This is a genomic window from Salinispora pacifica DSM 45544, from assembly GCF_000378845.1.
In the GTDB taxonomy this organism is placed as follows: Bacteria; Actinomycetota; Actinomycetes; order Mycobacteriales; family Micromonosporaceae; genus Micromonospora; species Micromonospora pacifica.
In genome coordinates this window covers 2,101,182-2,122,563 of sequence record NZ_KB905359.1, presented here as the reverse complement: position 1 = coordinate 2,122,563, position 21,382 = coordinate 2,101,182, and the positions used below count along the sequence as shown (strand labels likewise).

Genomic DNA, 21,382 nt, shown 5'->3' with positions numbered 1-21,382 from the left:
TCGGTCGGTGACGGCCGTGGACGCGAACCCACCGGCTGGGCGCTACTGACGCTCAGCCGGTGGGCTCGTCCTGCCTTACGGGCAGGTCTTCCAGGCCAGGTTGTAGGTGGTGGAGATGGCCCCGTCGGTCGAGTCCATCGTCATGAAACTCGTTGTGGTGCTGGTGTCCGAGGTGCCGGCGAGCGCCCAGAGCTCCGTGTTGATGTTGAAGTTGCGGAACTCGCCGCACGGGTGCCAGACCAGCGAGGCGACGTCCGTGACGTCGGTGGCCTGCCAGTTGTCCACCATCGGACCGTCGAAGATGTGGGTCTTGTAGGCCGTGGGTGACATTCCCTGGAAGTAGTAGTTTGCCCGCTCCACGCCGGACGCCCCGTCCGCCAGGGCGGCGAAGCCGCGGTAGTCAGCCTGGGCCACCGCGTAGGTGAAGCCCTGCGGGACGTGAACCCGTAGGTTGAGCTGGCAATTGCGGCGCCAGTCGGTCGGCTCCGCCCCGACCCCGACCTGGGCCATGAATGCGCTGTAGGTGACCGTGAATGCGGTGTTGTCGACCGACATGGCGGTGGCGGCAGTGCCGGCCGGGCAGCCAGAGCCATTGACAGTTACCAGATCGATGACGATCTGACCTGGGGGTGGGGTCGCGGGCTCGGGGAAGTCCACCACCGGGTTCGTGGGAGCCAGCAGGGAGAGGATCATGCCTCCGGTTGCGAGCCAACTGAACATGAAAATCCTTCCTGTACGCCTCGGTGCGTGAGCGGCGGTACCGGCTGGCGCTGGACCGTCCGGGACTTGGGAGGAAGACAGGGTTCGTGCCGAAGGGCGGTGGTGGGGAGGGTTTGGAGGGCCAGCCGGACCGCGCACATGAGGATACGGGCGCCTCGGCGAGGAGCTAGCGTCACATCAGTGACCATTGCCCAATTAATGCATATTGATGTCCTGGCGCATCCGCTCGCCGTCGTGTCACTCGACAATACGAGAGGTCGGACGCTATGTCGCTGCCATGCTGGTAAGGCGGATTCGACCGATAGATTCCTCATTGCACTTTGCGAAATGATACATAATTTCGTTACGGCTGGCCGCTTGACGCGGCCGGTGGCTGACTCGGGGGTCTTCTCAGCCGCGCACGCCACCAGCGGGGGACTCGCTATCCGGGCTGCTCTCGCCGCCGTGCGTGAGTGCCGCAGTCCGCTGACCGAGCGGCGCGGGAGACGACTTCACCGCGCTGGCCCGCCGGCTTCACCGCGCTGGCCCGCCGGCTTCGCAGCGCGATCACCGTCAGCTGGTGGGGTAGGTCCTGCCGGTTGTCCGAAGCCATCGGCCGCCAGCGCATGCACCCTGTTGCCACCGCCAGGATGCCGGCTGCGACCAGGCTGATTCGTTGCAGGGGCATGGCTCGGCCTACGCGGTCAACTGCTCGCGGAAGAAGGCGACGGCCGCGCTGGCGAGGCGGCTGCGGACCCGATCCGCGCCCGGCGTGTCCCGCACGAACACGTAGTGGCCGGCCGACGGGTCGGCGCAATGCTGGGTGGCACCAGGAATCAAGGAAGCGTAGTGCAGTGCGTTGGTCTCGGCCGGGGTCTGGTCGTCCTCGCCGGTCCACCAGATCGACACCGGCGTCGTGATGCCCCGCAGGCTGGTGGAGGTGAGTAGTTGGCCCTGCGCCGGGCAGATGAGAAGACCGGCGGTCACGCGGCGGTCAGCGTAGTCCTCGCCGGATTCGCTGATCCACGCGGCGATGTCATCGGCACCGATCCGGTCGGACAGTTCGTCGATCAGCGTCGGGTACTCCGGCGGTGACAGCACCGTCACTCGTCTGGTGGCGATAGCGCCGAACACGTCGGCGTCGATTCGGGCGCCAAGCATCGCGGCGGCGGTGTATCCGCCGAGCGAGAAGCCGGCGACGCCAACGGGACCGCCGTCGGCGAGGTGGTCCAGCACCACCGAAAGGTCTTGGGGGCGGTCCCACCAACGCGCGAAAGCTTCGGCATGGTAGCCGCCACGATGGCTGTTGCCGTGATGGTCGACGCCGATTACCCGCAGGCCAGCCGAGGCCAGTGGCTCGGCCAGCCAGGACAGGTCGAGGGCGCAGCCGCCGGTACCGTGCGAGAGCAGGACGGTGCCACCGGTCGTCGCGGCGGCTGCCGACCACACGTAGGTCACGACCGGCCGTGGGTCGCCCGTACCCCAGGCTTCTCGTCGGGGATCTGTCAGCACGCGGACGTCCGGTGAGGCCATATCGAAACTATGGTAGGGGCCCGCCAACGCCCGGATCCGCCGCTCAGGACGAGCTATCGGTGGGCGACGTCGGACAGCCCGGTGGACAGCAGCAGCTGGGTAGCCCGGGCCGGGCGGCCGTTCATGGTGGCCACGGAGACCTCGCGGGTGGCGACCCGGTCGAAGTCGACGAACAGGTCATCCAACCAGTCCGCTGTGTGGTGCCGGCACACCGCCCCGTCGTCGGTTTCGAACACCCCATAGCTGCCGTACGTCGCGGCGAACTGCTGATACCGAGAACGATTACGTTGATCCGCCTGCAGGCACAGGTCGCTGAGGTAGAGGAGTCCACCGGGCCGCAGAACCCGGCGCAGCTCGGCCACCAGCTTTCGCTGCCCGGCGTCGCTCGGCAGGCACGTCAACACCGCGAACAGCAGTATCAGGTCAACACTGCTGTCCGGGTGGTCCAGCCGGGGAGGAGCGTCGAGAACAGTGAACCGCGCCCCCGGCTGCTGCGCACGTGCGCGGGCGACGAGATTGGGAGCGACATCCACCCCTTCGACGTTGTCGAAACCCCACTCGGCGAGTTCTCCCGCGAGTCGTCCGTAGCCGCACCCGTAGTCGAGGATGTGCGCCTGGCGATCGAGGCCCTCCAGCCATGAGGGCTCAACCGGATGCCCGAAGGTCTTCGACGCCCCGGTGGAGTTCCAGTACCCCAGTTGATTGTCAAGATCCACCATGGCGATGAGCGTTTCACCGATCGCTATGGACGGTCAAGCGCCGTAAAAGGTCGACCGACGCGAGGGGACAGTCCAAAGTTGTGGCGCCGCCTCTGGGATGGCACCACAGCGCCTCATCAGAATCAGTCGAAAGTCTTGGCGACCCTCGCATAAGGATCGGCAGAGACGCTCATCGACCCCCGGAAGGGGTCGTCCACCCGCTCGACGACGAATATCAGCAGGGAAATCATGGCCGCGGTCGCGGAGACCAATACCAGGGAGGCGTGCCGGGTCCGGGTCGGGATGAGGCAGGACAGGAAGATGATGAACACACCGCCGACCAGGAGCGTGAACCAGAGCGTCGGGGGGAGAGCGGCGGTGCTGAAGGTGCTTCGAATCTGGCGGGACTTGCTCCAATCCTCGAACTCCGACTGGGCGAGGACACTCAACTCCTGCTCCTTGCCAGAATTCGGTGTGAAATTCAGAAGGGTACGCCAGATTCGCTCCTCGAGTTCGCGGTCTCCGTCCACCTCGTCGCCGCGTTGGTAGGTCGGCCACGCTTCGTTGACCATATAGTCGACATACTCGTTCAACAGGCCCTCCAGCTCGCCGCGGGTGGGCTCCGGATACTCGGACACGACGTTGTGTAGTGCCTTCAGATCCGCCGCCTCAGTTGCGACCGCCGCGCTAGCCTGCGAGTACGTCCCGTACACCGTCAGGGCGGTCAGGACGAGCAGAAGCGCGTAGAGGGTGCCGGTGACCGAGACCGTGTGGGTGATGAGATCCAACCACTTCGGCTCAGCACCGGACAGCCGCTTGGCTCGGCCCCGCAGCAGCCAGATGCCCAGCGCGCCGACAATGAGAAATACTGCCAAGAATATGAGGAAAATGAGCCAACCTGGCGCAAGATGATTCCAGCTCCACATGTGGCCACTCCTTGTCGCGGAATATGAATCCCTCGAAGGTTCACCAAAACCTTCGCCTACTGCACGCCACCGCAGCCGGCTTCCGGTAGCCACCTGAAGGGAGGCAGATGGAGTGCATCGACGGCCGGCCGCCGTGCGGCGAGCGTAGGACTGGCATTCGGCGAGAGCAAGGACGTGGCCCGGTTACCGCTGGGCCGCGCGAGTCGGAGGTGATGGCACACCAGGGCGGGCCGGTGCGGCACCGTTTACCGCTGCGGGAACCCAGCTTTCGTCTCGGCCAGGAAGTTCGTCCAGGCGGCGCGACCGAAGACGAGGGCCGGACCGTTCGGGTCCTTGCTGTCCCGGCATGCCACCGCATCATCGAGCGCAGCGACTTCGACACACGAAGGCGCTGGTGGCTGGCAGTGGTCGCTGTCTGCGGCCTGGTCCACCGGGACGGTCAGCCGCAAGTCTTTGCCACGCCCACGAGGTGCTTTCCGACGAGATCTCCGGCCTGCTTGAGGTCGTCTACGCCCTCCTCAAGCTGAACCGGTGCCTGCCGGCAGGCCCGTACCGCGCTGTTGAGAAGGTTGTTTTCTCCGCCGCGGCTGACCTTCTGGAAGTGGGCCTGGGCTTTGTTCACGGCATCGATGGCATCGCCGACGCTGCGGCCCACCTGCTCCAACACCCGAAGCGTCGTGATCAGGTCCGCTATGACCGAGTCGATCGGGCCACCGCCGCCCCGTCCGGCGGTGATCCGGTCCAGCCCGGCGGTCATCGCGCGACCGACCAGCCCGCCCGCCTTCATTCCGGCGTAGGCTGCGCCAACCGCAATCAGCGGGGAAGGGTGGTAACCAGCGGCGTCCACGGCTGCCGTGGCTGCTATCGCCATCCCACCGCCAGTAGCCTTGCCGATCTTCTCACTGACGTTCTTGATTCCTTCCCGGGCTGACTCGATAGCCGTATCGCGGAGGGCGCCGGCCGTTGCGGTGAGTGCTCCGGCTGCCTTACCACGAGCGCCCGAGACTCGCGCGTCTCTCGTTCGCCCCCGGCCCTGTCTTCCCAGCCCGAGCATCGGCTATCGAACCGGTTCCAGGAACGCGCAGCCGGAAGCAATCAGCATGGGAGTAACGTTCGCGACATCAATTGCCAGCTCAGCGGCTGTCATCGGATCAATGTCCTCACCGGCGGCTCGTTGTTCATCGGCTAGCGCGGTAGCGAGGGTACACGCTTGCCAAAGCGAGCTGACAGTTGAGGAAAACGCCCATAGGTTGTAGACGGTGTAGTTGACTTTGACGTATGCCTGACCGTTGTGTCCGATGAGGCGGCGGTCTGGTTCTTCGGGGGTGTTGCCCATCCCTTCGGCGAGTGGGTGGAGCTTGATGCGCCGGAACGGCTTCTCCAGCTCACCGTTCGGGTCGAACTCGATCAGTAGGCCCCGGTCGATGAGCTGCTCGATGACCGGCCCCGCGCTGGCGGGGCCGGCGCCCGCGGCGAGCAGGTCGCGTTGGAGAGTGTCGCGGGTGACTTCCAGGCGGGCGTGGCGCTCGGGGTCGAGGAAGGCCCGTCCCCACACCTGGAATTCGTCATCGGTGAGTTCCTCGGAGTCGTTGCCGAGCCGGACCTCCCAGTACTCCGGGTTGGGGTCGGGTGGGGTGACGTACCGGTAGGAGGGGCCGAGGTTGAGGCCGACGGGGACGATGACGGTGGGCATCGGGGACCTTCCGGGAGATCGGTGTCAGAGGACGGCGTTGTACTTCTCGGTCTGCGCGACGGCGGCCTGGATCAGGCCGGCGCCCTCACCGAACTTCTGCTTGGCGGCGGTGAGCTTGCCGATGGCGCCCATGACGGCGGGCTGCTGGGTGCCGGCGGCGAGGGCCTGGAGCACGGCGATGGCCTTGTCGACCTGGGCGTTGACGCCAGCGAGTTGGGCGAGGGCCTTGTCCGCCTCAGTCTTGCCGTGGGCCAGGCCTGCCTTGATGTCTCCGATGGTGGCCATTGACTTTCCTCCCTGGGTTGTGGGGTCCAACGCCCTGCCGTCGGTCGCAGGTGCGCCTGTTGTCAGCCGCGGGTCGCGGCGATGAAGATGAACCACAAGATCGGCATGCCGACGAAACAGATCACCCCGCCGACCTTTCTGGACCGGGTGCCGCCACCCCCGATGCGGGGCTGACCGACGAGGCTGATGGTGAGATAGCCGGCGAAGAAGGCGAGCGCGGGCAGTCCACACAGGGACCAGGGCACCAGGTGCAATGGAATGCGCCCGAGGTCCTTGTCGGGGCTGAGGGCAAACATCAGCAGCGATGCGAAGGTGCCGACCATCGCCGCGATGGAGTAGACGAGGGCATTGCGGGCCAGCGGGGTGAGCCCCGGCAGCAACGGCGGCTGGGCTGCTCGCCGGTGGGCGTTCTCGGCGGCGGCGTCGGCGGCGTTGGCGGCGGTTGTCGCCCGCCGCAGCGCCTCGGCCGGGTCCGGGATGGGGCCGGGCGCGATCTGGCCAAACTGCGGCGCGGGCAGGCGCAGGGTGACTGCGAGGTGGTGCAGGTGCTGCCGTTGCGTCGCCGCCCGGTGGGTGAGCTGATCCACCGCGGCCTGCCCGTCACGACTGGCGGCGGCCTGCTGCTCGCCGCGGGAGCGTTCCTCCTTCAGCAGGGCGGACAGGCGGCGGGCGTGATCCGTGTAGGCGGCCCAGCCGCCATCGCGGGGCAGTGGAGTGCCCGGTTGCTCAGTCATGCGTACTCATCGATCTGGTCCAGGGTGCCGGGGCGCACGTAGGGGACGATGAGGGCGCGGCGGTTGTCGTGCCGGTCGATCAGCAGCGCCCGGTTGGGGCGGGACTGCCACTCCGAGGCGTAGTCGCCGAGCAGGGAGCTGACCTCGTTGCTGGGCAGGTTGAGGGCGACGAGGCAGGCGACCTCGTTGCCGCCGGTGGGCCCGAGGTCGCTGCTGAACCGACTCACCGAGCGCCACCAGCCGAGCAGGTGGACACCGTGGGTGGGGCCGTTGGCCAGCATGTCCCGCAGCTCGTCGTGCCCCGAGCGGTAGGTGGTGGGGTCGCTGGTGGTCAGCAGACTGCTGGCGATATCCGCACCGAAGATCACCAGGTGGGTGGTCGGCCCAGCGTCAGAATCGGTCGGCTGGGCGAGCTCCGTCAGCCGCGCCCGAAGCTGGGCCGCGCTGAGCGTCTCGTACGGGTGCCCGGCGGCGGCGATCGCCTCGACGGTGGCGTCGGAGGCCTCGTCGGCGGCGGCGACCAGCGGCGCGATGAGGAACCGGGCCGTGCCCGGCGCGTACTGGCGGGCCAAACTGGCCGTGGCCGCGTAGAGCACGTCGGCCCCGACCGGGGAGGTACCCAGGACCGCCAGGTGGCTGCCCGGGGTCGCGTCGAGGGTGAAACCCGCGGTGGGCAGGCCGACGGCCACGGTCCGGCCGACCAGGGCTCGCCGCCGCCGTACGTCGGGCGTCAGGTTGGCGAAGGTGGGATCCTGGTCGGGATGTTGCTCGGCGTAGCCGGCGAAGACCGTCGGCGGTGCACCACCCGGGCGGCGGGCACTCCAGAGCAGGTGCCGCTGGGCGGCCACCGACCCGGCGTCGGCGTTCGGAAAGCGGATGACCCGGTTCGCCCCCGGAATCCCGGCCGCCGAGTTGATCACCGCCCCGCCGAGGGGCAGGTTGTCCGCACCATCGTTGAGCTGGTCGAGGACTCCGCCGCCACCGGCGAGGGCAACCCGCAGCGGAAACTGGCCAAAAATGGAGTCGGTCTTGGTGAAGAGCGCCTCCACCCCGGAGATCGTCTGCGACGCCAGGATCAGGTGGACGCCGTACGAGCGGCCCTTGCGCGCCAGCTCCTCAAGGAGCGCCACCGCCTGCTGGGCCACCGCGTCGTTGCCCTCGAAGAGCACATGGAACTCGTCGATCACCGCCAGCAGCCGGGGCATCGCCACATCCGGTCGACCGGTCCGCAGATCGGCAAGTTTCGTCACGCCGGCCCGCTTCAGCTCGGTCGCCCGGCGGGTCATCTCCCGGGACAGCGTCCGCAGCACCGCCAGCCCGTACTCCCGGTCGGACTCGATGCCGACCGTGTGGGCGTGCGGAATCCACGACGGGTCCACCATCGTCGGGGTGAACTCCGCGAACGACACGCCCTCCTTGAAGTCCAGCAGGTAGAGCGACAACTCGTCCGGCGAGTAGCGCGAGGTCAGGCCGTAGAGCACGTCGAGGAGAAACACTGTCTTCCCCGACCCGGTGCGACCCCCCACCAACCAGTGCGGCGTCGCGTCGTCCAACGCCAGCACGCACTCGGTACGCCCCTCCCGGCCCACCACCGTCCGCAGGCCGTCGATCGACGACTGCTGCCAGATCTCCTCTGGCATCAGCATCGTGAAGTCCGTCGCCGTCTGCACCCGAGCCGACTTCGCCAACCGGCGGCAGACCGCCTCCACCAGCGTGTCCGGCGGGCCGGCGTCCAGGCTTACCGGCACCGCCAACCCCGATTCGTCCGAGCTGAACCGGTGCTGCCCCGGCGGGTCGGAGACCGCGAACACGCCGCCGCGGGACGCTGTCAACGCGGTGGTGCCCTCCAGGCGCGGTGCCGGGTTCAGCCCGCCCGGATGCTGCGCCGGCGGGTAGCCGGCGAGCAGCAGGAACACCCCGGCCGCCGGGCCCGCGTGCGCGATCGCCGACAACCGGGACCACTCCCTACGCCCAGCGCCCTCCGGCATCGCCGCCACGCACACCAGCAGCACCGAAGGATCCGACTCGCCACCCTGGGCGCGCTCGATCCGCTCCTCCGCCTCGGCCAGCACCTGCTGAAACCCCGGCAGGTCGATCGCCGGACGTGGCCACGCCTCCGCCTCCACCATCTCGCGGAACGGCCCGAAGACGGTCCCGAGGGTCGCCCCATCCACCGCCGCGACCTGGAGCACGCCGTCCGGCAACGCCGCCAACACCCGCAGCAGTACGCCGCGCAGCCAGCGCGCCACCGCCGGATCACGGGCGTCACTGTCGACCGCCAGGTGACCGGCGCCCACGAACGGCGCCACGACGCTGAACCCGCTTCCCGCCACCGGCGTCGTGTCGCCCAGGCGAACAGGCATCGGACGCCCCAGCGCCGCGTCCACGCCGGTGGGCAGATCCGCAGCCGAACCGTCCAGTCGGCAACCGAGCCAACCGGGCGTCAGCCCCTCGGCGAGCCGCTGCATCCGGGCGGTGAGACGCTGTGCTTCCTCGCGGGCCCGCGCCGAGACGCCAGCTTCCGCAGCGCGGTCGCGCAACCTCGCGCGAGCAGCCTCAATGTGAGAGACGGCATCCCGGTGCGCCGCCACCGCCCGACCGAACGCTGACGCCACCGACTCCAACGCACGCCCCCAGCTCACCGACCACGGCTACTCGCGCAGACCCTACCCAAAGTGGCCACTGCGAGTCAGCCCCCACGTCGCCCACAGCTACGGCCGTCATCGGCGGAACGCCTTCGACGGCGATCCCGCCAGGGGTGAGGGGTGACCGGATGCGCGCGCCGAACCCCGGGACGCCGGTCAGCGGCGTCCCGGGGTCAGGTTGAGATCAGAAGCCGTGATTGATTCCGGTGTAGGTGTGTGTGACACCGCCGGCGATGGTGTAGTCATTTCCCCAGCCGCAGTACCAGGTCACTCCGTTGTCCAGGCAGAAGTGCATTGCGGTGGATCCTGGAATTGGGGTGCTGGTGTCGGTGTAGGAATAATACTGATCGGCCGTACCGTATGGGCCGAAGCGGCTCTGCCACCCATTCCGCTCGAACCAGACAGATGCCCGCCAGCCGGCATAGTTGCTCTTGAAGCCGCCTTGGTAGTAGTTGTTGTCATTGCAGGTGCCGGCGATCGGGGTCTCGACGACGGCGGCGGCTGAGCCGATGTTCAAGGTGCTGGTAATGCTGTTGCCGACGCCGTTGCACCGTGCCTGTGCGGCACTGGGAGCCACCGCCAGTGACGCGAATGTGGCACCGAAAAGCCCCAGCATCGCGGTGATCGCACGCACCTTCGTCTGTCGCCTGAGCATGAGTTCTCCTTTCCTGGCACGGTTCGGAGGACCGTGTCGTGCCGGGCCTGACTCTCGATGCGTCCAACCAACGGCACCGCTGTTGCGCGGCGGTTGTGGCGCTGTTGTGGGGGTGGCCCGCCCTGTCCCCGCGGTGGCGGGCCGCGGAAGCGAGACGGCACCACAACCGCGCCACAACAGGCAGGGGCTAATCCTGGAGGAGACCCGTTCGACCGGCGCCGATCGGGCGCCAAGGAGGTGGACCCTTTGAAGGGCATGACACGGCTGGTTGCGGTCGGCGCAACACTGGTCCTGGCGGTGGCCGCCATTTCGGTCGGTCCGGCTGCGGCGGACGATATCTGTGCGCCGCGCAGCGTCGGCGTAAGCGACGCCACCCAGTTCGAGGGCGGGTTCTTCCCGGCGGAGATCACGTTCACGGTGACGTCGGCCGGCTGCGCGGGGGGAACAGTCCAGTTTGCGACGGGGGCTGACCCCGGCGGTGGGATGCCGATGGCCGAACCCGGACTCGACTACACGCCGGTATCCGGTGAGTTGTCCTGGCTGCCGGGCGAAACCACCAACCACACCATCGTCGTGGACATTGTGAGCGACTACGGAATCGAGCCGGACGAGGTGTTCACGCTAGAGCTGTTCGACCCGGTCGGGCTGGGAATTGTCGACCCGGTCGGTCTGGGCACGATCCGCAACGACGACGTCATAATCACGCCCCTTGGTAAGCCACATTGCCTGGAGTCAGGTGGCAGCTGCCGGCTGAACATGATCATATCGGAGCCGGTGTCGGTCGACCTGACCATCCATTTCGCCACCCGGAATGGTACTGCGACCGCTGAATCGGACTACACCGGAACCTCCAACGGGCAACTCACCATACCGGCCCGGGCATCAACAGCGGAGCTCAGCATCCCGGTCCGGGACGACCGAGAGGTGGAGGGCCACGAGTACTTCTACGTTCACCTCTACGCACCCTCGAACGGGAAGATCACCCAGGATCAGGTGGCCATGGGCATCGTCGACGACGACTGACGAGAACGCGGGGGAACGGGGACGGCACCCAGGTCGGCTTCGTCGGTCAGCTTGCTGGCGAGCTGCTCCGCCTCATCGGTCGCGCTCGCCTCGTGGTAGAGGCGAACAGCCGTTGACCAGTGGCGTTCTGCGGCACCTCGGCTGCCGGTCAACTCCGCGAGGTCGCCGAGGTTGCGGAGCACGTGTGCCTGCTCGTACAGGTCGGGCACGGCCCGCCGAAGGCTGGCGCTTGCCGTCAGGCACCGGCGGGCCGCGTCGAGGTTCGCCAGGCGCAGATGCGCTTCGCCGAGCTGGTTGAGGGTGCGTGCCTCGATGTGTCGATGACCCAGGCTCCGACTCATCGTCAGTGCCCGCTCGAAGTGCTCCACAGCCGACGCGGGGTCATCGTGGGCCAGGTAGGTGCGTCCGAGGTCGCCCAGCGCGACCATCTGGTAGCGGCGATCGCCGGCTTTGCGGCTCACGGCGAGGGCTTCGTGGAAGCAGTCGAGCGCCCGACCGTGCCGCAGCTGCTGCAGGTGCGCCTCGCCGAGGCTGTTCAACGTGCTCGCCTCGAGCCGGTGCAGACCAATGGATCGGCTGGTGGCCAACGCCGCGTTCAGCGGGGCGAAGCTGAGATCGGCACGGCCCATCCGGACGTGGACGTACCCGAGGTTGCGCTGGGCGGTCGCCGCGCCGGCCTGCTTGCCACAGTGATCGTGCAGCCGCAGCGCGGTCTCGTACGCCTCGATCGCGGCAGTGAACCGACGCATTTCTACGAACGCCCCACCGATGTTGTTGTAGACGTACGCCAAGCCAGCTTCGTCCCCGAGCGGCCGCAACAGCGCCAGCGCCTGATTGTGGCTGTCGAGTGCCGGGCTGAGCTGGTGCGTCGTACGGTAGGCCACGCCGAGCGCCCGATGCATCTCGGCTTCGAGGACCGGATCGCCGAGCCGGCGGGCGGCCCGGACCGCGTGCTGGCACATTACCACCCGCTCGGACCAGTCGCCCCGCACGTCGAAGTAGCTGGTCAGTAGGTAGGTCAGCTGGCATGCCGCCGCGGGCTGGTCGTGCTCCTCCGCGTACCGCACGATCGGCAGTAGATTCTCGCGTTCGGACTCCAGAAACGCGATCGCGTGCTCGCGAACGGCGGGAAAGGGAAGCTCCGGAGCCGGATGACGCAGCACCGCCGTCACCCGGTCAAGGTGGCTGTCGAGCACCTGGGTGGCCGCTTCGGCGCCGACCAGATACCAGTCGAGCAACTTCTCGGCCACCTCGGCACGCGTACTCGGGGGCTCGTCGACCAGCGCACACCGCCACGCGAAGAGCCGGACCAGATCGTGGAACTGGTACCGGCCGGGCTGTGGCTCGGCAACCAGATGCGCCGCGACGAGTTCGGCCAACGCGTGCCGCCACACCTCGGCGGGCAGGCCGCAGAGCGTGGCAGCCAGGGGTGCGCCGAGGTGCGGCCCGGGGTGCAGGCCGAGCAGCCGGAACAGCCGCATCGCGGGTAGCGACAGCGATTGGTACGCACTGGCGAACACCACACTGACGTCGCGGCTGCCGTTCTCGACGGACAGGTGGGCCAACCGGTCGCCGCCCGACAACTCCTCGACGAGTACCGAGATGGGCTGAGCCGGGCGCATCGCAAGCTTTGCCGCCGCGATCCGTAGTGCGAGCGGAAGCCGACCGCACAACTCGGCAAGCCCGGCCACCGCATCGCGCTCTCGGCCCACCCGCTCGGCGCCGAGCATCTTTTCCATCAGGTCGGTCGCCTCATCCTGGCTGAACAGGTCAGGAAGGAGGGTGTGCACCCGGGTGTGCGTCACCAGGGCGACGAGGCTGTTACGGCTCGTCACCACGAGCAGGCTCGCGGCGCTGCCCGGGATCACCGGCAACACCTGCTCGGTGCAGCCGACGTCGTCGAGCACGACGAGCATGCGCTGGTCGGCGAGGATCGTGCGGTACAGAGCGACCCGCTCGGCCAGCCCGGTAGGAAGCCGGTCATCCGGAATCCCGAGGCACCTCAGCAGGACTGCCACCACCTCAGTCGGGGCAAGCGCCTCGGCCCGGTTGTGGCCACGGAGATTGACGAATAGCTGACCGTCCGGAAACCGATCAGTGGCGCTGACGGCCCACTGCACCGCGAGCGACGTCTTGCCGATCCCGCCTTGGCCGCTGATCAGCACCACGGGCCGGACGCCGTCGTGACCTGTCTCGATGACACTGCTCAGCTCACCCAGCTCGGTGACGCGGCCGGTGAAGTACCCCACCGGTGCCGGCAACTGCGCCGGCCGGGGTGGCGTCGCCGCGACCGGGTTCCGGCCAAGAACGCTACCCGGCGCCCGCAGTTCACCCGGCGCGGCGCCACGTAGCAGCGCGGTGTGCAGGTCTGCCAGTTCGGGCGACGGATCTACCCCGAGTTCCTCCGCGAGCCGAACGCGTAGCCGTTGGTAGGCGTTCAGCGCCTCAGTCGGCCGCCCGGATCCCGCCAGGGCGAGCATGCGCAGGCCCACCAGCCGTTCGCGGGTCGGGTCCGCGGCCAGCATTCGCTCTATGTCGCCGAGCGCCTCATCCGGTCTGCCGAGGCAGGTCAGTACCTCGCAGCGGTCCATCTGCGCGGCGAGCCGCAGGCCCGCCAGGCGCGCTGCCTCGGCTGCCGTCCACCCGATCGGATCCGCGTCGGCCAGTGCCTCGCCACGCCACAGCTCCAACGCCTGTGCCATGACGTCGGCAGCCCAACTGGCCACCCCGGCGGCCAAACCGTCCCGGGCCGCCCTGGTTTGCTGTTCGAACCGGTACGCGTCCACCGCCGTCGCGTCGATGGCGAGTAGGTAGCCCGGCTCCCGGGTCTGCAGTATTCCGCCCAACCCGCTCGCGTCGAGCGCGAGGCGTAGCCGCGCCACGTGACTGTGCAGCGACCGGACGGCGGTTCGTGGTGGACAATCCCCCCACAGCGCCTCGACGAGCCGCCACAGCGGCAGCACCGCGCCGGGCCGCAGGGCCAGGGCGGCCACCAACGCACGATGCCGTCGTCCCACCAACGCGGTCCGGCCGCGCGGCCCGATCACTTCGACGCCGCCGAGAATATTGACCTCAACACCCGACATCATCGACCTCTCCCGCTGTGGCAGCCCAGGCCGTCGCGGCTTCGGACGAGTTGGCATCGACGTAGCGAATGCTCTCTGGCTCCGAGACCAACCCTCGACCAAAGGATAGGTAAGGACCGGTTGGGGTGGGCGGCTAGCGCTGGTACCGGACAGTCCAACCACGGCGGGTGGCTCATCACTTTCTGCTTGCGCCTCACGCGGCGGGATGTCACATAGTCCACGTCGTGGAGGATCACCTGACTGTGGGGCAAGCGGCCGAGCTGGCCGACGTAACCGTCCGCACGCTGCATCACTACGACGAGATCGGCCTCCTGCGGCCGTCCACCCGGACCGTGGCGGGACACCGGGCCTACTCGGCGGGCGACGTGGAGCGACTGCGGGAGGTGCTCGCGTACCGGCGGCTTGGTTTCGGGCTGCGGGAGATCGGGGACCTGGTCAACGATCCGACCACTGACGCGGTCGCGCACCTGCGTCGGCTGCGTGGGTTGCTGTTGGACCAGCGGGACCGCGCCGCGGCCATGGTGACGGCCATCGACCGGGAGTTGGAGGCACGGACAATGGGGATCAGGACGACACCAGCGGAGCAGCTGAAGATGTTCGGCGCGCAGTTGTACGACGCGATCGGGTCCGCCTACCCAGCGACGCGGCGCACCGAGCCACGGATCGCCGCCCAAATCTGGGGCGCGTTGGGAGACGCCCGTACGGTGCTCAACGTTGGGGCGGGCACCGGCTCCTACGAACCGCACGACCGTGAGGTCACGGCGGTGGAACCGTCGGCGGTCATGCGCGCGCAGCGCCCCGCGGGCGCGGCGCCGTGCGCGGCCGCCGCTGCGGAGAGTCTGCCGTTCGAGGACCAGTCCTTCGACGCCGCGATGGCGGTCAGCACCGTGCATCACTGGCGGGACCCGGTCGCCGGGCTGCGGGAGATGCGGCGGGTTGCGCGTCGGGTGGTGGTGTTCACCTACGACGCTGAGGACACCGGCTGGGGGCAGCGGTTCTGGCTCACCCGCGACTACCTACCCGAGTTCGCGGATCTGCTCGTGGGCTGGCCGTCCCTCGCCGAGCTGACCCGTGCGATCGGCGGACGTGCCGAACCGGTGCTCGTCCCATGGGACTGCGCTGACGGCTTCTTCGAGGCCTACTGGCGCCGACCTGAGGCGTACCTGGACGAACACGTACGCCGGGCGGTGTCGGTCTGGACCAGGGTGGGAGCGCAGGCAGAGGAGCGGGCAGTCAGGTCGCTCCACGAAGACCTGTCGTCCGGCCGGTGGGCCGAGCGGAACCGCGACCTCGTCGCCCTCGACACGGCCGAGCTCGGCCTCCGGCTGCTCGTAGCGGGAGGTGACGGCGGCGCCGCCACCCCGGCGCGGACCTGAGCCGAATTCCCCGCCGCCGCGACCCCCGCCGCCGCGACCCCCGCCGCCGCGACCCCTGCCGCAGCGACCGGCCCTCCGGAGGATGGCCAGTCGCGTGCCAGCTGATCAGCGGGGCGTGACGGACGCTCGCCCGTGCAGCGAGGCCTGGTCGGCCGCGGCCCGGCCGGACGCCCAGCCGGCCCGGTTGTTGATGGTCGTCGTCTGCTGGGTCAACTCGGGGAACTGCTGGTCGAAGACATCGCGTACGGCGTCGTCGCGGGCGGCGAGGACCGGGAGGAACTGGGCAGCCTGCGCCGACTCGGCCAACTCCTGGTCCACTCCGCCGGCCGCGGCCTCGAGTCGTTCGCCGATCCGCGACGCGTACGCGGTCAGGAACGACTGGCGGAACGAGCGGGTCGTGTTGCGCCCGTACCGGTCGGTGCTGGGCTTGGCCTGGGTCATCGCTCGCGTCGCCTGCACCAGCAGTGAGGTGAACAGCAGCTCGGTGGACTCCAGGTCGGCCGGGAAGCCGACGACGCTGCTGAAACCGAAGCGTTTGCTCCACACCGCGCGGCAGCTGTTGGCCTCGGCGACGACCTGCAACAGCAGGGTCTTCGGCGCCTCGTACGGATTGTCGATGCCCACCCGGCGGGTGGTCGGCTGCTCGCGCTCACCGGTCGCGGCGATGAGCAGGGCGTGGTCGATGCGGTGCCGGGCCATCAGTTCCTGGGCCTTGGCGGTGAACGCCTCTGCCTCCTCCGGGAAGTCGGTGGACTCTGCCTTGGCCAGCAGGGCCCGAACCCGGTCGAGGACTCGCCGATCCAGGTCGGCCGACGGTTCCGTCCTGGTGGGCCGAGCGGTGCCCGGCATCGGCCCGACCTGCTCGATCGGTGGTAGCGTCGCGAGCAGGTAGCAGATGTCGATCATGATGGCGATGACCGCGCTGCGGTCCAGGCCCTGTCGCTCGCCCCAGACGGCCGGATAGTGGTCGTCGTGCTCCCACCACACCGTCGCGTCGAGGGACGTCAGCTGCGACTGCCACCGCGGATCGACGGTCGCCGCGGCGTAGCCACGCATTTGCGCCGCGATAACATCGATCATGAGCCGCCCGTGCCGCGCGGCGTGTTCACGGCGGGCCACCCGTACCAGCTCGGCCGGCTGCCAACCGTGCCGCCATGCCTGCTCGACCTCACGGAGCAGGTAGGTCAGTAGCGCCCGGTTGACGACCTGGAGCCCGGCGGCGCCGCCGGGGCCGATAATCAGTAGGCGGAGGCAGTCGTCGAACTCGGCGGCATCGTCGTGCTGCCGGGCGAACATCGCCTGGTTGATGATCTGTTCCGCGAGTTGCCGCTGCGTCGGCACGCTTGACCCGCCATACCTGCCCAGCGGGTCGTCCTGCCCAGTCGCTGCGGCCCGCCGGCGTTGAGCCGCCGCGGCGGCCTTCCGCCTGGCCTTGTGGCGTTCACGACTGTTCCTGCCCATCGGTATCCTTTGGGTCCGCGAGGTCGAGCACCGAACGTTAGCAACCGGAGCCACGCCGTTCACCCGTACCACCCAGGCGGCCCCGGAGCGGAGCCGGCGATCGGGTAGCCTGGTGCCCCAGCGGGCCGTTAGCTCAATGGTAGAGCTGAGGACTTTTAATCCTTAGGTTCAGGGTTCGAGTCCCTGGCGGCCCACTCCAAGCTAATCCTGAGCTGCGAAAACGCCAGCTGAAGATCATCGGGCACAGCCAGGGCACAACCTAACTCCGATCTTGGGCTCGGTAGCTACTCTGCCCGGTACTGCCGGATTGACGTGGTGCGACGGCTGACCACACACCTTCCGCATGCTTAAGCAAGCCCTTGGCTGGACCAGCCCGAAACTGCGCGATCCGCACGCCGCCGACCGCTGGACCTGGCTCGTGTTGGCCGCCTACACCCAGCTGCGCCTCGCCCGAGGCGCCGTCGGCGACCTGCGCCGGCCCTGGGAACGCCCAGCGTCGCCCGAGGGACTCACGCCCGCCGGCGTCCGGAGAGGGTTCCGGCACCTGCGCGGCAAAGCCGGCAACCCCGCCCGCGCGCCGAAACCGTCCCGACCAGGACGCGGCCGTCCACCCGGACTACGTAACCGCCACCCGGTAACCCGGCACGACGTCCACATCGTCACCGCCGCCACCAGCACAAAATTGAAAGGCGGCACGAAGAAAGCGAAGACTTCGAATAGCCCGAGGCCACGTCGCACAGGTTAAAGCTCAAGTTAGACGCGCGGCGGCCTCCGGGAGACGGGGTTGCGCCGGGCGATGACACGGTCCAGTTGATGGTCTGCTCATCTATTTATTCCGATGCGCCCTGCTCCGTTTTGGGTCCAGCGCGTCGGACCCCCGCTCGTTGCATGCGTGGATCACATCGCGGACGTCGTCCTCGCTGGCCCGGGTCGGAGGTCCCAGGTCACGTGCCATGTGATCGCGCAGGTGCAAGGTGGCGCGGACGGTGAGGTGGTTGGTCCGCGGTCCGGCGGATCATCGGCGCGGTGGCGGGGATCTGAAGCCTTCTGTGACCGAAAGGCTTCGGCATCCTCAGTGCCGCGGCGGGTCGGTGAAGAGTGTGATGAGGTCGCCGATGTGGTGGTCGGCTTCGGCGGGGTGCCGGAACCGGCCGGTGGCGTTGATGGTGTACGCGTTGCGCCGACCGACGCGTTCGCGGTGCAGGTATTCGCGACGTGGTCTGTGCGGCGCGTTCGGTGATGCCGACGGAGTGGCGACGTCACGCAGGCGTGCGGTCGGCTCGCGAACGATGGCCAGTAGCACGTGCGCGTGGTTGGTGAGGAATGTCCACCCCTTCGCCGTGGATGCAGTGTTCGGCTGGGCTGCCACAGTCGTCAGCGCCTCCGTTCTCGACGTGGTCCTCTACTCCGATCTACGTAGTTCGAGACACGAAACCAGCATCGCAAATCTTCTCCCTGGTCTTGACAGGCGAAGCATGCTTCGCGAATAATTCGTCGTAGTTCGAAGGGGAGTACCCGACGTTCCGCGCACCGCCGTCAGTACGAGTCCGGCCTACCCGGGTTCCGGTGGTGCAGCCACTGGTTCAGTGGCTTGGGGAGACCTTCGTCCAGCACCGGCCGGCCTCTTGTGTGGGTCCGGCCAGGACGAAAGGTCTCCCCTAGCATGTCCGTGTCCTGGTGGGTCTGGGCCGTACTCATGCTCGCGGTTGCCGCGATGCTGGCAGTCGACCTGTTCCTGCATCGCGACAACCACGTCATCGGGTTCCGCGAGGCCGCGATCTGGTCTGGTATCTGGATCGTCGCCGGTCTGCTGTTCGGCGTGATCCTGTGGCTGTGGCAGGGTGGCGAGGTAGCCGGCACCTACTACGCCGGATACCTGATCGAGAAGGCGCTGTCGATCGACAACGTGTTCATCTTCGCGCTGATCTTCACCTACTTCACCGTCCCCGCCGCCTTCCAGCACAAGGTGCTGTTCTGGGGAGTCATCGGCGCCCTGGTGTTTCGGCTGGTGTTCATCATCGTCGGCGCGGAACTGCTGGATTCGTTCTTCTGGACCGCCTACGTGTTCGGTGTGTTCCTCATCTATACCGGCTACCAGATGGCATTCCGCCACGGCGGGCAGACCCCGCCGGACCGCAACCCGGTCGTACGTCTGGTACGCAAGGTGATCCCGACCGACCCGGCATATCACGGCGACAAGTTCTTCACCCGAATCAACGGCAAGCGGGTGGCCACCCTGTTGTTCGTGGTGCTCATCGCGGTCGAGGCCACCGACCTGATCTTCGCCATGGACTCTGTGGCGACGATCTTGGCCATCACCACCAGCACCTTCATCGTCTGGACCGCCAACGCGTTCGCGATCCTCGGCCTGCGCAGCCTCTACTTCTGCCTCGCCGGGCTGCTGCGCCGCTTCGTGCACCTGCACTACGGACTCGCAGTCCTGCTCACCTTCGCCGGCGTCAAGCTGATCCTGTCGGAGACCCCGGTCGGTAAACTCCCGATTCCGGTCACCCTCGGCGTCATCGTCGCCACGCTCACGGTGTCGATCGTATGGAGCCTGCACAGCACCCGCGGCACCACCACGGACGCCATCGATGCCGGCGAGCCGACCGACTCCGCCCCGGATTCGCGCACTGATCACCTCGAACAGTTGCCGACACCGCGACGAGGGGCACGGTGATGACGACTACCCCGCTTTTTCTCCGCCGAGCTGCCCACCCACTGCGACCACCGATGTCGGGAACTATTCGACGCATGCCGCCGCGCAGCGGGCCGTGGGCTGCCTGCCCGGCCGACGGCCTTCCGGTCCGGCGCGCCACCGTCGTCGGTGTCGACCTACGCCTGGCGGACCGTTGTCGCGGTGACGCGCTGGCGCCGCGGTACGGGGCGTGGACACCGGCGCAGTCGCCCAAGCCGCTACCCGCGGCAGCCGGGAGTCCGCACCACCGTCGACGCGCGCATCGAACTCGGGCTGATCCGCGGCGGCTGGATCGCCCACCACCTTCGGTGCCCTCGACCACCATCACGGCGTCGCCCTCGCCGTCCGGAACGGACAAGCAACCGCCACGCCCGGCCCTCGCGAGTGAGGTGGGCAGCGACCCGGCGGCGAGGCCGAGCCGTACAAAGCTGCTCAGCCTCGCCGTGACACGTCCCTCGTGAGGCGCTGCCCCGTACCCACCAGACAGGAGGACCGATGGACGCCACCCGACGAGATCTCCCACCCGGATCCGTCGTACGACGCCAGGCCGGCCGCATCGCCGATGTCCTGCGCGCGGAGACGACCGGCGGCGCGCTCCTGCTCGCCGGAGCCGTCATCGCGCTCATCTGGGCGAACTCGCCCGGATCCCCCGGCTACGACGCCATGCGCTCGTTCACTGTCGGTCCGACCTGGCTGCACCTGGATCTGTCGCTGGCGGCATGGGCCAAGGACGGCCTGCTGGCCATCTTCTTCTTCGTTGCCGGGCTGGAACTCAAACGCGAGTTCGTGACTGGTGAACTCCGGCAGCCACGCCGCGCCGCGGTGCCCATCGCCGCCGCCGTCGGCGGTGTCCTGGCACCCGCAGCCGTGTACGTGCTGATCACCGCCGCCGCCGGAGCCGACGCCCTACGCGGCTGGGCCATCCCCGCCGCCACCGACATCGCCTTCGCCTTGGCGGTACTCGCCGTCATTGGCCGGCACCTGCCACCCGCCGTCCGGGTCTTCCTGCTCACCCTGGCCGTGGTGGACGACCTGATCGCCATCATGATCATCGCTGTCTTCTACACCGCCACCCTGTCGATCACGCCGCTGTTGGCCAGCGCCCTACCGCTGGTTGCCTTCGCGATCTTGTTACGACGCCGGGTGACCTCCGCCTGGCTGCTTCTGCCGCTGGCTCTTACCGCCTGGGCGCTCGTGCATGCCTCCGGTGTCCACGCCACCGTCGCCGGAGTTTTGCTCGCCCTCACCGTGCCCGCCCGCCCGCAGGCCCAGCACGAGCACACCGCCGTGCCCACCAGCCTGATCGAACGCTTCGAGCACACCGTCAAACCGGTCTCCGCTGGCCTGGCCGTACCTGTCTTCGCGTTGATGTCCGCCGGGGTTGCCATAGGCGGCCTGGGCGGACTGGTGTCCGCCCTCACCGATCCGGTCGCCATCGGCGTCATCGCCGGGCTCGTCATCGGCAAGCCCCTCGGCGTCATCGCGGTCACCTGGCTCGTCACCCGCCTCACCCGGACAGGTCTCGGCACCAATCTGACCTGGACCCACATCACCGGACTGTCCATGCTCGCCGGAATCGGCTTCACCGTCTCCCTGCTCATCGGTGAGCTCTCCTTCGTCGATGGCACCGGACGCCATGACCATGTGAAGATCGCCATTCTCACCGGATCTCTGCTTGCCGCCGTCCTCGCCGCCGTCATCCTGCGTCTGTCCCAGCCTGCCCACCGACACAGCACCGACGCCATAACCCGCGACCCCGAGCAGACCCGAGCCGGGGAGACGGCAGGGACTGCGTAGATTTCCGTGTTTGACCTGGGTGTGGTCCTTCCTGGACAGGACGTCGATCCTGTGCAGGAAGGACCACGTCATG

Annotated in this window: 17 protein-coding genes, 1 tRNA gene and 2 pseudogenes; 6 read left to right on the top strand and 14 right to left on the bottom strand. The window is 68.3% G+C overall.

Translation table 11 applies throughout. From position 1 onward, the window contains the following. Positions 1-75: 75 nt before the first annotated feature. From SALPAC3_RS0109505 to SALPAC3_RS0109450, 11 genes are all read right to left on the bottom strand, one after another. Entirely contained in the window at positions 76-720 is a 645-nt protein-coding gene (locus SALPAC3_RS0109505; protein ID WP_026185390.1) for a DUF4360 domain-containing protein, read from the bottom strand. 675 nt (positions 721-1,395) lie between these two features. Continuing rightward, entirely contained in the window at positions 1,396-2,157 is a 762-nt protein-coding gene (locus SALPAC3_RS0109495) for an alpha/beta hydrolase family protein (protein ID WP_018221005.1), read from the bottom strand. A 128-nt stretch (positions 2,158-2,285) separates the two neighbouring features. Beyond that, positions 2,286-2,951 carry a class I SAM-dependent methyltransferase gene (locus SALPAC3_RS0109490; RefSeq protein WP_018221004.1) on the bottom strand — a complete coding sequence of 222 codons (666 nt, stop codon included), beginning with the start codon at positions 2,949-2,951 and terminating at the stop codon, positions 2,286-2,288. 122 nt (positions 2,952-3,073) lie between these two features. Beyond that, positions 3,074-3,856, bottom strand: coding sequence for a bestrophin-like domain (locus SALPAC3_RS0109485; RefSeq protein ID WP_018221003.1), 783 nt, complete (start codon positions 3,854-3,856; stop codon positions 3,074-3,076). Between the two features lie 245 nt (positions 3,857-4,101). After that, complete coding sequence (locus SALPAC3_RS25590; RefSeq protein WP_269744912.1) at positions 4,102-4,287, bottom strand: DUF397 domain-containing protein; 186 nt, start codon at positions 4,285-4,287, stop codon at positions 4,102-4,104. An 8-nt stretch (positions 4,288-4,295) separates the two neighbouring features. Beyond that, a complete protein-coding gene (locus tag SALPAC3_RS0109475; protein WP_026185389.1) occupies positions 4,296-4,727 on the bottom strand; it encodes a hypothetical protein in 432 nt (143 codons plus the stop codon). Positions 4,728-4,913: 186 nt separating this feature from the next. Further along, positions 4,914-5,549 carry a hypothetical protein gene (locus tag SALPAC3_RS0109470; RefSeq protein ID WP_018221000.1) on the bottom strand — a complete coding sequence of 212 codons (636 nt, stop codon included), beginning with the start codon at positions 5,547-5,549 and terminating at the stop codon, positions 4,914-4,916. Positions 5,550-5,573: 24 nt separating this feature from the next. Beyond that, positions 5,574-5,834, bottom strand: coding sequence for a hypothetical protein (locus tag SALPAC3_RS0109465; RefSeq protein ID WP_018218703.1), 261 nt, complete (start codon positions 5,832-5,834; stop codon positions 5,574-5,576). 62 nt (positions 5,835-5,896) lie between these two features. Beyond that, on the bottom strand, positions 5,897-6,568 hold the full coding sequence (locus tag SALPAC3_RS0109460) for a hypothetical protein (protein ID WP_018220999.1): 672 nt from the start codon (positions 6,566-6,568) through the stop codon (positions 5,897-5,899). Further along, on the bottom strand, positions 6,565-9,036 hold the full coding sequence (locus SALPAC3_RS0109455; RefSeq protein ID WP_018220998.1) for an FtsK/SpoIIIE domain-containing protein: 2,472 nt from the start codon (positions 9,034-9,036) through the stop codon (positions 6,565-6,567). The genes SALPAC3_RS0109460 and SALPAC3_RS0109455 overlap by 4 nt, the downstream gene beginning before the upstream one ends. A 361-nt stretch (positions 9,037-9,397) precedes the next feature. Beyond that, a complete protein-coding gene (locus SALPAC3_RS0109450; RefSeq protein WP_018220997.1) occupies positions 9,398-9,868 on the bottom strand; it encodes a hypothetical protein in 471 nt (156 codons plus the stop codon). 255 nt (positions 9,869-10,123) lie between these two features. On the opposite strand from SALPAC3_RS0109450, the gene SALPAC3_RS0109445 reads away from it, so the two are divergent. Then, positions 10,124-10,891 (top strand): Calx-beta domain-containing protein, encoded by a 768-nt coding sequence (locus SALPAC3_RS0109445; RefSeq protein WP_018220996.1) that lies wholly within the window; start codon positions 10,124-10,126, stop codon positions 10,889-10,891. On the opposite strand, the gene SALPAC3_RS0109440 is transcribed toward SALPAC3_RS0109445, so the two are convergent. Continuing rightward, positions 10,858-13,977, bottom strand: a complete 3,120-nt coding sequence (locus SALPAC3_RS0109440) for an AfsR/SARP family transcriptional regulator (protein ID WP_018220995.1) — start codon at positions 13,975-13,977, stop codon at positions 10,858-10,860. The two genes, SALPAC3_RS0109445 and SALPAC3_RS0109440, sit on opposite strands and share 34 nt — an antisense overlap. Before the next feature lie 224 nt (positions 13,978-14,201). Here SALPAC3_RS0109440 and SALPAC3_RS0109435 point away from each other — a divergent pair, with 224 nt between their 5' ends. Beyond that, positions 14,202-15,353 carry a MerR family transcriptional regulator gene (locus SALPAC3_RS0109435; protein WP_026185388.1) on the top strand — a complete coding sequence of 384 codons (1,152 nt, stop codon included), beginning with the start codon at positions 14,202-14,204 and terminating at the stop codon, positions 15,351-15,353. Between the two features lie 105 nt (positions 15,354-15,458). Here the strand turns inward: SALPAC3_RS0109435 and SALPAC3_RS0109430 are convergent, their stop codons facing one another. Further along, a complete protein-coding gene (locus SALPAC3_RS0109430) occupies positions 15,459-16,694 on the bottom strand; it encodes a DUF2786 domain-containing protein (protein WP_018220993.1) in 1,236 nt (411 codons plus the stop codon). Between the two features lie 242 nt (positions 16,695-16,936). Between SALPAC3_RS0109430 and SALPAC3_RS0109425 the strand changes: the two genes are divergently transcribed. After that, positions 16,937-17,008 (top strand) — tRNA-Lys (locus SALPAC3_RS0109425). A gap of 137 nt (positions 17,009-17,145) precedes the next feature. Continuing rightward, positions 17,146-17,559: pseudogene (locus tag SALPAC3_RS29180) on the top strand (NF041680 family putative transposase); the annotation flags it as partial. A gap of 327 nt (positions 17,560-17,886) precedes the next feature. Here SALPAC3_RS29180 and SALPAC3_RS0109420 read toward each other — a convergent pair. Then, positions 17,887-18,192 (bottom strand): annotated as a pseudogene (locus SALPAC3_RS0109420) (MarR family transcriptional regulator). A 285-nt stretch (positions 18,193-18,477) separates the two neighbouring features. On the opposite strand from SALPAC3_RS0109420, the gene SALPAC3_RS0109415 reads away from it, so the two are divergent. Both SALPAC3_RS0109415 and nhaA read left to right on the top strand, forming a co-directional pair. Further along, positions 18,478-19,494 carry a TerC family protein gene (locus tag SALPAC3_RS0109415; protein ID WP_018220991.1) on the top strand — a complete coding sequence of 339 codons (1,017 nt, stop codon included), beginning with the start codon at positions 18,478-18,480 and terminating at the stop codon, positions 19,492-19,494. Between the two features lie 513 nt (positions 19,495-20,007). Continuing rightward, a complete protein-coding gene (gene nhaA / locus SALPAC3_RS0109410) occupies positions 20,008-21,309 on the top strand; it encodes a Na+/H+ antiporter NhaA (RefSeq protein ID WP_018220990.1) in 1,302 nt (433 codons plus the stop codon). The last annotated feature ends 73 nt before the right edge of the window (positions 21,310-21,382 follow it).

Coding starts and splice junctions, on each gene's coding strand:
- SALPAC3_RS0109505 (WP_026185390.1), bottom strand. CDS start 720: ATGTTCAGTTGGCTCGCAACCGGAGGCATGATCCTCTCCCTGCTGGCT.
- SALPAC3_RS0109490 (WP_018221004.1), bottom strand. CDS start 2,951: ATGGTGGATCTTGACAATCAACTGGGGTACTGGAACTCCACCGGGGCG.
- SALPAC3_RS0109485 (WP_018221003.1), bottom strand. CDS start 3,856: ATGTGGAGCTGGAATCATCTTGCGCCAGGTTGGCTCATTTTCCTCATA.
- SALPAC3_RS0109475 (WP_026185389.1), bottom strand. CDS start 4,727: ATGGCGATAGCAGCCACGGCAGCCGTGGACGCCGCTGGTTACCACCCT.
- SALPAC3_RS0109470 (WP_018221000.1), bottom strand. CDS start 5,549: ATGCCCACCGTCATCGTCCCCGTCGGCCTCAACCTCGGCCCCTCCTAC.
- SALPAC3_RS0109465 (WP_018218703.1), bottom strand. CDS start 5,834: ATGGCCACCATCGGAGACATCAAGGCAGGCCTGGCCCACGGCAAGACT.
- SALPAC3_RS0109460 (WP_018220999.1), bottom strand. CDS start 6,568: ATGACTGAGCAACCGGGCACTCCACTGCCCCGCGATGGCGGCTGGGCC.
- SALPAC3_RS0109455 (WP_018220998.1), bottom strand. CDS start 9,036: ATGCAGCGGCTCGCCGAGGGGCTGACGCCCGGTTGGCTCGGTTGCCGA.
- SALPAC3_RS0109450 (WP_018220997.1), bottom strand. CDS start 9,868: ATGCTCAGGCGACAGACGAAGGTGCGTGCGATCACCGCGATGCTGGGG.
- SALPAC3_RS0109445 (WP_018220996.1), top strand. CDS start 10,124: ATGACACGGCTGGTTGCGGTCGGCGCAACACTGGTCCTGGCGGTGGCC.
- SALPAC3_RS0109440 (WP_018220995.1), bottom strand. CDS start 13,977: ATGTCGGGTGTTGAGGTCAATATTCTCGGCGGCGTCGAAGTGATCGGG.
- SALPAC3_RS0109415 (WP_018220991.1), top strand. CDS start 18,478: ATGTCCGTGTCCTGGTGGGTCTGGGCCGTACTCATGCTCGCGGTTGCC.
- nhaA (WP_018220990.1), top strand. CDS start 20,008: ATGGACGCCACCCGACGAGATCTCCCACCCGGATCCGTCGTACGACGC.